This is a genomic window from Nocardioides mangrovi (assembly GCF_020073815.1).
In the GTDB taxonomy this organism is placed as follows: domain Bacteria; phylum Actinomycetota; class Actinomycetes; order Propionibacteriales; family Nocardioidaceae; genus Nocardioides; species Nocardioides mangrovi.
The window spans coordinates 1-11,577 of the sequence record NZ_JAIQZJ010000011.1 but is presented as its reverse complement, the minus strand read 5'-3'; the positions used below and the strand labels follow the sequence as shown (position 1 = coordinate 11,577).

Sequence of the window (11,577 nt, the reverse complement as noted above, 5' to 3'; positions counted from 1 at the left end):
GCGGCGGCGTCCCCAAAACCGGGGATCGCGTTCTCGGCGTCCGGCCGACCGACGGCTGGCCGACGGCTGGCCGACAGCTGGCCGCCCGGCACGCTGACCGGCCAGCCGCAGCGCTAGCCGCAGAGCACCTCGGTGAGCCGCTGGACCGGCGACTCGATGCCCCACCTCGTGCCGAGCTCGGCGACGCGCGCGAGGTCACGTGGCTCGCGGGGGAGCCGGGTGTCGGGGGCGCCCAGGTCGAGGTCGCGCGCGACGGCGACGACCTGCGGGGCGACCTCGAGGTAGTCGGCGGCGGCCTTGATCTTGCCGCGCGGACCGGGCCCCATCTCGCCGTCCGGGTCGAGGGCCGCGGCGACGATCCCGTCCATGTCACCGAACCGGCCGAGCAGGGTGGCCGCGGTCTTCTCCCCGACCCCGGCGACACCGGGCAGCCCGTCCGACGCGTCGCCGCGGAGGGTGGCGAAGTCGGCGTACTGGGCCGCGTCGATGGCGTACTTGGCGCGCACCCAGTCGTTGGTGACCCGCTCGTGCTTGCCGACTCCGCGGGCGATGTAGAGGACCCGCACGTCGCGCTCGTCGTCGACGAGCTGGAAGAGGTCGCGGTCGCCGGTGACCACGTCGACCGGCTGGGAGGCCTGGCTGGCGAAGGAGCCGATGACGTCGTCCGCCTCGTAGCCGTCGACGCCCTTGCGGCAGAGACCGAAGGCGTCGAGGACGTCGATGATGATCGGCACCTGCACCTCGAGCGGGTCGGGGACCTCCTCGACGTCGGGGGCGTCGGCGCGCTCGGCGACCACGCGGTGGGCCTTGTACGACGGGAGCAGGTCGACGCGCCACTGGGGGCGCCAGTCGTTGTCCCAGCAGCAGACGAGGTCGCTGGGGCGGTACTCGCCGACCAGCCGCGAGATGAAGTCGAGGAACCCACGGACCGCGTTGACCGGCGTGCCGTCGGGCGCGAGGATCTCCGGCACCCCGAAGAAGGCCCGGAAGTACATCGAGGCGCTGTCGAGCAGCATCAGCCGGCCGGTCTGCGAGTCGGTCACAGGGCGATCCAATCACGGGCTGCGGGGCGTCCGTACGGCTACTCTGTGCGGCGTGAGCCAGTCCGAACTCGAAGCGACCGACCGCAAGATCCTCGAGCTGCTCGCCAACGACGGCCGGATGTCCTTCACCGATCTGGGCAAGGCGACCGGACTTTCGACGTCGGCGGTGCACCAGCGGGTCAAGCGCCTGGAGTCGCGCGGGCTGATCCGCGGGTACGGCGCGACCATCGACCACGAGCAGCTGGGCCTGCCCCTCACGGCCTTCATCTCGATCCGCCCGATCGACCCCTCCCAGCCCGACGACTCGCCGGAGCGGCTGCGCGCCGTTCCCGAGATCGAGTCGTGCTGGTCGGTGGCCGGCGACGAGTCCTACATCCTCAAGGTCCGGGTCTCGACCCCGGCCGACCTCGAGGACCTGCTGGCCCGGATCCGAGCCGCCGCCAACGTCTCCACGCGCACCACGATCGTCCTCTCCACGCCGTACGAGGGCCGATCGGTCACCTGATTCGGACGCGATCGGTCCCTTGATCGTCCTGCCCCGGAGAGGGGCGGGTTTGGTCACCAACCCCCGGAAATCGGCCCGGAGACACCAGGTTGGTGACCAATCCCCATGGCGACGGCGGTGAGGTCAGGGGAGCGCCGAACGGCTCACCAGGCCTGCAGCGCGGCGGTACGGCGCGACGCCTCGGCGACCTCGGCCGCCTTCAGCGCGGAGGCGTCGAGGTCGGCGTGGGAGGCCCACCAGGCCTGGCCGGCGGCGGGGAGGGTGTGGATCGGGTCGTAGTACTCGTAGGTCTTCGTCAGCGCGTCGGCGTCGGTCGCCTCGATCGAGGTGCGGTAGTTCTTCGTCCAGGACGAGATGCCGCGCTCGTGGTCGTAGTCGGCGAGCTGGTGCACCCAGCGCTTGCCCACGAACGGCACGTCGCAGACGATCCGCGGGGTCGCGAAGCCGGGCAGGTAGCCCATGATGTGGTGCTGCAGTCGCTGCGCGTCGGCGACCGAGACCCGCCAGTGCTCGGAGTAGGGGATCAGGTCGCACATGTAGAAGTAGTAGGGCATGACCTGGGCGCCGTCGAGCAGCGCGAAGCACAGGTCGAGCAGGGCGTGCGGGTCGGCGTTGACGCCGTTGAGCAGCACGCCCTGGTTGCGCACGTCGCGCACGCCGGCCTCGAGCATCGCCTTCGACGCGCGCGCCACGAGCGGGGTGATCGAGTTGGCGTGGTTGGCGTGGGTGTGGATCGCGAGCGAGACGCCGCGGGCACGCGCGGTGCCGGCGACCCGCTCCATGCCGGCGCGGACGTCGTCCTGCAGCCAGTGGTGGGGGAGTCCGACGAGGGCCTTGGTCGCGAGTCGGATGTCGCGGATGTTCTCGATCTCCAGCAGCCGGGTGAGGAAGTCCTCGAGGCGCGCCCACGGCATGTTGGCCACGTCGCCGCCGGAGACGACGACGTCGCGCACCTGCGGCGTACGACGCAGGTAGTCGAGCATCTCGCCGAGCCGGTCGTTCGGCTTGCCGAGGAACTTGAGCTTGTCGACGGTCGCCGTGGAGTTGCCGACGAGGTCCATGCGGGTGCAGTGGCCGCAGTACTGCGGGCAGGTCGGCAGCAGCTCGGCGAGCACCTTGGTCGGGTAGCGGTGGGTGAGGCCCTCGGCCACCCACATGTCGTGCTCGTGCAGCGAGTCTCGGGTGGCGTGCGGGTGCGAGGGCCAGTCGGTGCGCCGGTCGGAGAAGACCGGGATCATGTAGTGCCGCACCGGGTCGGCGTAGAACGCCTCGGTGAGCGAGCCCGGGCCGCCCGGCACCGAGGTCGGCAGCATCGTGTTCATCATCTGCGGCGGCACGAGCATCGACATCGTGGCCCGCTCGGCCTGGTCGCGCTCGAGGTCGGCGTAGAACCGCTCGTCGAGCAGGTCGCCCATCAGCTCACGGAGCTGCTTGACGTTCTTGACGCAGTGGGCGCGCTGCCACTGCACCGACTCCCACTCCTCGACCGTGACGTCGCGCCACCCGGGGAACCGGGTCCAGTCGGGCTCCACCAGCTCCACGCGACGGTAGGGGTAGGGCTGACCGGTGTGGTCCTCGACCAGGGAGGCGATGCTCGTCTCGATGCTCATGCCGACGAGGGTAGGCGAACATCTTCCGGCGGATCAACTCACTCGCCGCATGTTCTTCTGTTCAGATCAAGTTGCTGGCCAGTAACGTCCGGCGCACGCTCGGGTGATCGGGGTCGGCGCCGTACCGCAGCCAGTAGACCCCCTCGACCAGCTCGCGCAGCCCGGCCCGGTCGCCGGCACCGAGCGGGACGTCCATCAGCCGCAGCTGGGGCTCGTGCCCGTCGTCGTGCGGCGGGTGGTACTCGTGCACCGGCAGCAGGCGCCCGCCGAGCCGCTCGTAGAAGACGATCCGGCGCCGGTGCTCGACCACGGACTCGTCCGGGATCCCCTCCTCGTCGGGATCCTCGACGTCCCACACGAGCCGGGTGCGGCCCTCCTCGGTCAGCAGCCGGGTCAGCTCGCCCCACATGGCCGAGCCGGTCCCGCGGCCGCGGCGGCCGACGGCGTAGTAGCGCAGGAAGGTCCAGGTGGTGCCGGCGAGGTCGCGCACCAGGGCCAGCCCGGCCGGACCGTCCTCGTCGAGGAGGACCAGCATCCGGTCGGCGAAGAGGTCCGGGAACGGCGCGAGCAGCTCCTGGGGGAAGGCGTCGCGGTAGATCCGCTCCACGGCGGCGATCTCGGTGGGGGCCAGCTCGTCGGCCTCGACCAGCCTCATCGCTCCCACACCACCTCTCCGGCCAGCACCGTCGAGAGCACCTCGATGTCGCGGATCGACGCCGGGTCGACGGTCGCCGGGTCGTCGGACAGCACGGCCAGGTCGGCGTACTTGCCCACCTCGACGGTGCCGCGGTCGCGCTCCGCGTGGGAGGCGTACGCCGACCCGAGCGTGTACGCCGTGAGCGCCTCGAGACCGCTGATCGCCTCCTCGGGACCGCAGGGCAGCCCGCCGTCGGTGCGCCGGTTGACCATGTCGTGGAGACCGCGCAGCGGGGCGCCGTCGACGACCGGCCGGTCGGAGCTGCCGGGCGGCGTGATGCCGGCGTCGAGCAGCGAGCGGTAGCGGTAGGCCCACCCGGCGCGCTCGGGACCGAGCGCCCGCAGCATCCCGTCGCCGATCTCCCCGACGAACCGCCCCTGCGGGACCGGGACGACGCCGAGCGCGGCCGCCCGGGCGACCTGGTCGGGCCGGGAGACGCCGAAGTGCTCGATCCGGTGCCGTACGTCGGTGCGCGGCCAGCGCCGCTGCGCCTCATCGACGGCGTCGAGGACGAGGTCGATCGCGGCGTCGCCGATCGCGTGCGCGGCGACCCGCCAGCCGGACCGGTGGGCGTCGACGATCCGGGTGCGGAGCGCGTCGGCGGAGTCCTGCAGGAAGCCGCGCTCGCCGGGGGTGTCCGCGAAGTCCTCGGTCATCGCGCAGGTGTGCCCGATCAGCGATCCGTCGCTGAAGACCTTCACCGGTCCGAGGCGCAGCCGGTCGTCGCCGAGCCCGGTGCGGATGCCCAGGTCGAGGCCGAGGGGCATCCCGTCGGTCTCGTGGGCGGGCACGGGGTGCAGCACGTCGGCCGCGACCATCAGCTCGACCCGCACCGGGAGCCGACCGGAGTCCCGCGCGAGCTGGTAGGCCGCGACCTCGACCGGCGACTTGCCGATCCACCCGCCGCCGACCCCGGCCTCGGTGACCGACGTGATGCCCTGGGAGAGGTAGACCCGGCCGGCCCGCTCGATCGCGTCGACCAGGGTGGCGACGGGGTAGGGGAGCACCAGCCGGTTGAGCAGCTGCTGGGCCTGCTCCTGGAGGAGCCCGGTCGGCCGCCCGGCCGCGTCGACGACGACCAGGCCGCCGGGGACGTCGACCGGCGCGTCGGCGATGCCGAGCTCGGCCAGCAGCGGGCCGTTGACCAGGCACATGTGGCCGGAGGTGTGCTTGAGCCACACCTTGCGGCCGGGCGCCGCGCGGTCGAGCGCGTCGCGGTCCGGGTGGCCGCCGAGCTTGTTCTCGTCGTAGCCCGCCCCGACGATCCACTCGCCCTCCGGCGCCTCGGCCGCGCGCTCGGCGACGGCGTCGTACAGCGCCTCGAGGCTGGGCACCCGCAGGTCGACCTCGCTCAACGACAGGCCGTACCACGCCATGTGGTTGTGCGCGTCGTGGAAGCCCGGGGTGACCACCGCGCCGTCGAGGTCGACCGTGCGGTGGGCCGGCACGTCCTCGAGCGCGACGATCCGGTCGCGCCAGATCGCGACGGCCGGGGCGACCTGGTCGCCGACGAGCGTGCGGACGCGGGCGTTGGTGAGGACGAGGTCGGCCTTCATCAGAGCTTGCTCTTCTCCACGCGGTGGGACGCGGTCAGCGGCAGGTCGTCGCGGAACTCCCACTGGCTGGGCACCTTGAAGGACGCGAGCCGCTCGCCGCACCAGGCCGCGAGCACCTCGGGCGAGGCGTCGGGGGCGACGACGTACGCCTTGACCTCCTCGCCACGGATCTCGTCCGGGACGCCGACGACGGCGGCGAGTCGCACGGCGGGGTGCGCGAGCAGCACCTCCTCGACCTCGCGGGCGGCGATGTTCTCCCCGCTGCGCCGGATCATGTCCTTGAGCCGGCCGACCAGGTAGACGCGGCCCTCGTCGTCGAGGCGTGCGAGGTCGCCGGTCGGGAACCACCCGTCCGAGAAGGGCGAGGGCCGGCCGAGGTAGCCGTCCATCATCCCGGGGCCGCGCAGCCACATCTGGCTGTCCTCGTCGAGCCGCACCTCCCGGTGCGCGGCCGGGCGCCCCAGGCAGCCGGAGCCGACGAGCGCGTCGTGGTCCTCGGGTGTGACCCGGAGGTCCGCGCCCGTCTCGGTCATCCCGAACGCCTCGAACCACGGCACGCCCCACCGCTCCTCGAGCTCCGCGTGCAGCGCCGGCGGGATCGCCGAGCACTGCACGGCCCGCACCCGGTGGTCGCGGTCGCGCTCGTCGGTGGGCATCTTGAGGAGCAGCGTCGGCATCGCGGCCAGGCAGTAGAAGTAGGTGACCTCGTGGCGCCGGACCTGCTCCCAGAAGGTGGAGGGGTGGAAGCCGTCGAGCGCGACGAGGTGGGCGCCGGCCATCAGCGCGGTCACGACGTTCCACATCGGGTCGAGGTAGAAGAAGGGCTGGGCGGTCAGCAGCACGTCGTCCGGGCCGATCCGCGGGAATTCCTCGGTCAGGCTGCGCCCGAGCGTGGTCCAGTAGCGGTGCGAGAGCAGGCAGCCCTTGGGCCGACCGGTCGTCCCGGACGTGTACTGCACGTTCACGACCGCGGCCGCGTCCACCTCGTGCTGCTCGAAGTCGCCGGCGGGCTCCAGGTCCTCGACGAGCACGACCTCGGGGGCGGGGGAGAGTCCCCGCAGCAGGTCGGCGTACGCCGGAGAGGTGATCGCGAGACGGACACCGGCGTCATCGACGAGGTGCTGCGCGTCGACGGAGCGGTACTTCACGTTCAGCGGCACCATCGCAGCGCCCAGGCGGGCCAGCGCGAACCACAGCAGCGGGTGCTCGAGCCGGTTGTCGAGCATGACCGCGACCCGGTCGCCCGGGCCGACGCCGCGGTCCCGCAGCGCCTGGGCGAGCGCGGAGGATTGGTCACCAACCTGGCCGAAGGTCAGCGTGCGCTCGCCGCCGTCGGGCGCGACGAACGTCCACGCCGGCCGCTCGGGCCAGCGCTCCTCGGCCCAGACCAGGAGCGAGACGAGGCTGCGCTCAGCCACGGTTGAAGGCCTCCTTGGGAGCGTCGTTCTCACCGGACAGCGAGGTCAGGATCGCGTGGTCCACCTCGCGCAGCATCGCACCCTCGAGCGTGGCGTCGAGTCCGTGGTCGAGGACCTGCTTGGCCAGGCTCAGCGCGAGTGCCGGCCGCTCGGCCAGCCGGTGCGCGAGCTCCAGCGCGGTCGACTCGTGCTCCCCGGCAGGTACGGCGCGCGCGACCAGCCCGAGGCGCTCGGCCTCGGCGCCGGTCACCCGGTCGCCGAGGAGCAGCAGCTCCTTGGCCTTCGCCCAGCCGACCAGCTGCGGCAGCAGCTTCGAGATGCCGCCGGTCACCGAGAGGCCGACGCCGACCTCGGGGAAGCCGAACTGCGCGTCCTCGGCGGCCACGACCACGTCGCAGCAGAGTGCGAACTCGCAGCCGGCGCCCAGCGCGTAGCCGTGCACCGCCGCCACGACCGGACCGGGGAAGCGGCGGACCAGTCGGGTCACGTCCTGGATCTCCTCGAGCCGCTCCCGGGTCTCGACCGGCGTCTCGACCGGCTCCGGCTCCTTGAGGTCGTGGCCGGCGCAGAAGGCGCGGCCCCGGCCGGCGAGCACGACCACCCGGACGCCCTCGGCGATCGCGCGCTCGAGCGCGTCGACCAGGCCGGAGGTCAGGCCGACGGTGACGGCGTTGAGCCGCTCGGGCCGGTTGAGGTGGATCAGGGCGACGTCGCCGTCGCGGGCGTACTCGACCTCCACGGGAGGACTCCTTCGGTGCCGGGCCTACCGATCGATCGATCGATCGGGCATCATCGGCACCGTAGGTCGTCCACGGAGAGAGGGTCAAGTGGCCACGCAGTCCACGGGAGAGCGCCTGCACGCGGCCGCACTCACGCTCTTCGCCGAGCGCGGCTACCACGGCACCGGCATCCGGCAGCTCGCCGACGCAGCGGGGCTCTCCTCTGCCTCGCTCTACCACTACATGGGCACCAAGGAGGACCTGCTCGTCGCGATCATGCGCGCCAGTCTCGGCGAGCTGGTCGAGAAGGGGGAGGGGATCGCCGCCGACCTCCGGCGTACGCCACGCGACCGGCTCGTCGACCTCGTCGGCCTCCACGTCACCACCCACGCGCTGGCGCCGGACCAGACCCGGGTCGTCGACGACGAGGTACGGGTCCTCTCGACGGAGGCACGTCGCGAGGTCGTCGCCCTTCGCGACCGCTACGAGGCCGCCTGGCAGCGCGTCCTCGAGGACGGGGCCGCCGCGGGCTCCTTCACGATGACCGATCCCGCCCTCACGCGGCGGGCCCTGCTGGAGATGTGCAGCGGCGTCGCCCGCTGGTGGACGCCCCGGGGGCCGCTCGGGCCGGACGAGGTCGCGGGTGAGTACGCCGTCCTCGCGCTGCGCCTCGTCGGCGCGCGGCCCCGGCGTGTCGTCCGCGACACGCCGCGCGGGTGAGAATTTTCCTCATCCGTTCGGATGACTCTGCGAGCCGCTGACCTGCACCGATGCGCATCGGTGCAGGTCAGTGGCAGGTTGACAGTGACCTGGCTCTCATTCCAGTGTGGCCGCCGTCCGTTCATGCAGATCGTGGGCGGCGGACCGACCTCCGGGGGCCGGGTCGGAGGGTGGGGTGCCAACCACCACTCCGTCCAGGACGCCGGGCCCGGTGCGCGCCACGAGGGCGGACACGGAAGGGACCCGCGTCCCCTAGACAACAACCACGGCACCGGCAGCCAGGCGGTCTCCGGGTTGGACCGAAGGGTGCGGGACCCCTTCCGGAGGGGCGTGCGCCGATCCCGCTGACCGCGGGATCGGTACCTTTCTTCTCGTGCCGCTCCGCCTCCTCGCTGCCCTCGGCTGCGGCGTCCTGCTCTCGCTCGCCTTCGAGCCGGTGACGCTGCCCGTGGTCGTGCCGTTCGCAGTCGCCGGCTTCGTGCTGAGCGTCCGCGGGCTGCGGGCACGCTCGGCCTGGCTGCCCGGCCTGGCCTTCGGCATCGGCTTCCAGTTCGTGCTCATCTACTGGATGCGAGCCGTGGGCACCGATGCGTGGATCGCACTGGCGACCGCCGAGGCCGCGTTCCTCGCACTGCTGGGCTCCCTGACCGCGGTGCTCTGCCGGCACCGGTGGTGGCCGCTGTGGACCGCCGCCGCCTGGGTGGCCGTCGAGGTGTGGCGAAGTGGCTGGCCGTTCAGCGGGATGCCGTGGGGCCGGCTGGCGTTCGCCACCGTCGACACCCCGGTCTCCGACGCGCTGCCCTACGTCAGCGCCGTGGGCGTCAGCTTCCTGATGGCGCTGAGCGGCACCCTGCTGGCGTGGGTGGTCGTCGCCCGCGGGCGCGAGCGTCGGACCGCCGCGATCGTGCTGGTGGCGCTGGTCGCGCTGAGCCTGCTCCCGTCGCTCGTCCCGTGGCAGCCGTCCGCCGAGGACGAGGAGGGCGCGATCCGGGTCGTCGCCGTCCAGGGCGACGTCCCGGGCAACGGCGACGACATCCTCTACGACTACCGCCAGGTCACCCAGAACCAGGTCGACGTGACCCAGGACCTCGCCGCCGACGTCGCCGCCGGCGACCAGCCCGAGCCGGACTTCGTCGTCTGGCCGGAGAACTCCACCGCCGTCGACCCCTTCCGTGACCAGCAGACCAACAGCGCGATCTGGACCGCCAGCCACGCCATCGGCGTCCCGATCCTCGTCGGCGCGATCGTCGACGCCGGCCCGGACCACGTCCTCAACCAGGGCATCGTCTGGGACCCGGTCACCGGCGCGGGCGACCGCTACACCAAGCGCCACCCCGTCCCGTACGGCGAGTACATCCCCGGCCGGAAGTTCTTCAGCCGCCAGTTCGGCCGGCTCGCCGACATCCCGCGCGACATGCTCAGCGGCACGCGCAGCGAGCCGCTGCGGATCGCCGGCGTCCCGGTCGCCGACGCGATCTGCTTCGACGTGGCCTACGACGACGGCATCTTCGCCCAGGTCGACCGCGGCGCCGAGCTGCTGACGGTGCAGACCAGCAACGCGACCTTCATCCACACCGACCAGGTCGAGCAGCAGTTCGCGATCACCCGGCTCCGCGCCCAGGAGGCCGGCCGGTGGCTCGTGGTCGCGTCGACCAACGGCATCACCGGCATCGTCGCGCCCGACGGCCACGTCGAGGCGGAGGCCGGCCAGCGCACCAAGACCTACGTCGCGGGCGACGTGCAGCTGATCTCCGCGACCACGCCGGCCGTCTGGATGGGCCCCTGGCCCGGTCGGGTGCTCCTCGGGCTCACCCTTCTCGGCCTCGTGCTGGCCCTGGTCCCGTATCGTCGGAGGGAGCACCAGACGCGTCGGCCGGACGAGTCGACGAACGACCCGCACCGCGATCGGGAGAGTGCCCTGGAGACTGGAGGACAGCCCGCGTGAGGACCGGTGGCACCGAGGACCTCGGTCGCATCGTGATGGTCGTCCCGACCTACAACGAGGCGGAGAACCTCCCGTGGATCGTCGGGCGGTTGCGCGTCACGCAGCCCGACGTCGACGTCCTCGTCGTCGACGACGGGTCGCCGGACGGCACCGGTGCGATCGCCGACGACCTGGCGGCCGCCGACCCCGCCGTCCAGGTGGTCCACCGGACCACGAAGGCCGGCCTCGGCGCGGCCTACCTGCACGGCTTCTCTGTCGCCCTCGCCGCCGGCTACGACGTGATCGGCGAGATGGACGCCGACGGCTCGCACCAGCCCGAGCAGCTGGGCCGCCTCCTCGACGCACTCCACGACGCCGACCTGGTCATCGGCTCGCGGTGGGTGCCCGGCGGCTCGGTGGTCAACTGGCCGCTGCGCCGCGAGCTGCTCTCACGGGGCGGCAACCTCTACGTGCGGCTGCTGCTCGGCGTCCAGGTGCGCGACGCGACGGCCGGCTTCCGCCTCTTCCGGCGCGCGACGCTCGAGAAGATCGACCTCGAGTCCGTCGAGTCCACCGGCTACGTCTTCCAGACCGACATGGTGACCCGCGCGCTGGCCGCCGGCCTGACCGTGCGGGAGGTCCCGATCGAGTTCGTCGAGCGGGTCCGCGGCGACTCGAAGATGAGCGGAGCCGTGGCCGCCGAGTCACTGCGCCGGATCACCCGCTGGGGCGTGCGCGAGCGCACCGCGCAGCTGCGCCGGAAGCTGCGCGGGTGAGCTGCCGATGAGACGGCGTACGCCGGCGGTGCGGGCCCTGCTGTTCGTGCTCTTCATCGTGGTGCCGCTGGTCGAGATCTACGTGCTCGTCCAGGTCGGGCAGGTGATCGGCGCGGGGTGGACGATCCTCCTGCTCGTCGCCGACGCGCTCCTGGGGACCTGGCTGATGCGCCGCGAGGGCGCCCGCGCCTGGCGGACGCTGCGGGAGGCCGTCGAGCAGGGCCGGATGCCGGCGACGGAGCTCGCCGACGGCGCGCTCATCCTCTTCGGCGGGGCGCTGATGCTGGCGCCGGGCTTCGTGACCGACGTGTTCGGGATCCTGCTGATCCTGCCGTTCACGCGGCCGTTCTTCCGCCGGCTCCTGTCGGCCTTCGTGGCGCGGCGACTGGTCGTGAACGTGACTCGCCCCGGCACCCAGGGCCGCGGTCCGGAATCCGGACCGGGCCCCGTGGTCCGGGGCGAGGTCGTCGACGACGACTAGTTGTAGTTCCCCGTGACGTTGTGAACGCGGTCGGCGGGAGTGAGGCCTCCGATGCCGGTATGGGGTCGGTGGTGATTGTAGAAGTGGAGCCAGGCGGCGTAGGTCGCTGCGCGGGCCTCGTCGGAGAG

12 protein-coding genes are annotated in these 11,577 nt (G+C 72.5%); 5 read left to right on the top strand and 7 right to left on the bottom strand.

All coding sequences use genetic code 11. The annotated features are described in order from the left end of the window. Positions 1 to 113: 113 nt before the first annotated feature. Positions 114 to 1,016 carry a 5'-3' exonuclease gene (locus K8U61_RS16935; RefSeq protein WP_224124406.1) on the bottom strand — a complete coding sequence of 301 codons (903 nt, stop codon included), beginning with the start codon at positions 1,014 to 1,016 and terminating at the stop codon, positions 114 to 116. Positions 1,017 to 1,095: 79 nt separating this feature from the next. On the opposite strand from K8U61_RS16935, the gene K8U61_RS16930 reads away from it, so the two are divergent. After that, on the top strand, positions 1,096 to 1,548 hold the full coding sequence (locus tag K8U61_RS16930; RefSeq protein ID WP_224124222.1) for an Lrp/AsnC family transcriptional regulator: 453 nt from the start codon (positions 1,096 to 1,098) through the stop codon (positions 1,546 to 1,548). A 143-nt stretch (positions 1,549 to 1,691) separates the two neighbouring features. Here K8U61_RS16930 and K8U61_RS16925 read toward each other — a convergent pair whose 3' ends face one another. The 5 genes from K8U61_RS16925 to K8U61_RS16905 all read right to left on the bottom strand — a co-directional run bounded on the left by K8U61_RS16925 (position 1,692) and on the right by K8U61_RS16905 (position 7,568). Further along, positions 1,692 to 3,158: a KamA family radical SAM protein gene (locus K8U61_RS16925; RefSeq protein WP_224124221.1), complete on the bottom strand. Its 1,467-nt coding sequence runs from the start codon at positions 3,156 to 3,158 to the stop codon at positions 1,692 to 1,694. A 61-nt stretch (positions 3,159 to 3,219) separates the two neighbouring features. Then, the gene (locus K8U61_RS16920) at positions 3,220 to 3,813 is read right to left on the bottom strand and encodes a GNAT family N-acetyltransferase (protein WP_224124220.1); all 594 of its coding nucleotides are present in this window, start codon (positions 3,811 to 3,813) and stop codon (positions 3,220 to 3,222) included. After that, positions 3,810 to 5,411: an amidohydrolase gene (locus K8U61_RS16915; protein WP_224124219.1), complete on the bottom strand. Its 1,602-nt coding sequence runs from the start codon at positions 5,409 to 5,411 to the stop codon at positions 3,810 to 3,812. The genes K8U61_RS16920 and K8U61_RS16915 overlap by 4 nt, the downstream gene beginning before the upstream one ends. Beyond that, on the bottom strand, positions 5,411 to 6,829 hold the full coding sequence (locus K8U61_RS16910) for an AMP-binding protein (RefSeq protein ID WP_224124218.1): 1,419 nt from the start codon (positions 6,827 to 6,829) through the stop codon (positions 5,411 to 5,413). The genes K8U61_RS16915 and K8U61_RS16910 overlap by 1 nt, the downstream gene beginning before the upstream one ends. Continuing rightward, on the bottom strand, positions 6,822 to 7,568 hold the full coding sequence (locus K8U61_RS16905; protein WP_224124217.1) for an enoyl-CoA hydratase/isomerase family protein: 747 nt from the start codon (positions 7,566 to 7,568) through the stop codon (positions 6,822 to 6,824). Before K8U61_RS16905 ends, K8U61_RS16910 begins: the two co-directional genes overlap by 8 nt. Before the next feature lie 88 nt (positions 7,569 to 7,656). Between K8U61_RS16905 and K8U61_RS16900 the strand changes: the two genes are divergently transcribed. The 4 genes from K8U61_RS16900 (at position 7,657) to K8U61_RS16885 (ending at position 11,449) form a co-directional block, all read left to right on the top strand. Beyond that, positions 7,657 to 8,268, top strand: coding sequence for a TetR/AcrR family transcriptional regulator (locus tag K8U61_RS16900; RefSeq protein WP_224124216.1), 612 nt, complete (start codon positions 7,657 to 7,659; stop codon positions 8,266 to 8,268). 373 nt (positions 8,269 to 8,641) lie between these two features. Then, on the top strand, positions 8,642 to 10,213 hold the full coding sequence (lnt, locus tag K8U61_RS16895) for an apolipoprotein N-acyltransferase (protein ID WP_224124215.1): 1,572 nt from the start codon (positions 8,642 to 8,644) through the stop codon (positions 10,211 to 10,213). Further along, complete coding sequence (locus K8U61_RS16890; RefSeq protein WP_224124214.1) at positions 10,210 to 10,968, top strand: polyprenol monophosphomannose synthase; 759 nt, start codon at positions 10,210 to 10,212, stop codon at positions 10,966 to 10,968. The genes lnt and K8U61_RS16890 overlap by 4 nt, the downstream gene beginning before the upstream one ends. A 7-nt stretch (positions 10,969 to 10,975) precedes the next feature. Then, positions 10,976 to 11,449, top strand: coding sequence for an FxsA family protein (locus K8U61_RS16885; RefSeq protein WP_224124213.1), 474 nt, complete (start codon positions 10,976 to 10,978; stop codon positions 11,447 to 11,449). Here K8U61_RS16885 and K8U61_RS16880 read toward each other — a convergent pair. Next, positions 11,446 to 11,577, bottom strand: a 132-nt coding sequence (locus tag K8U61_RS16880) for an integrase core domain-containing protein (RefSeq protein ID WP_224124405.1), incomplete at its 5' end; no start/stop codon positions are given. The two genes, K8U61_RS16885 and K8U61_RS16880, sit on opposite strands and share 4 nt — an antisense overlap.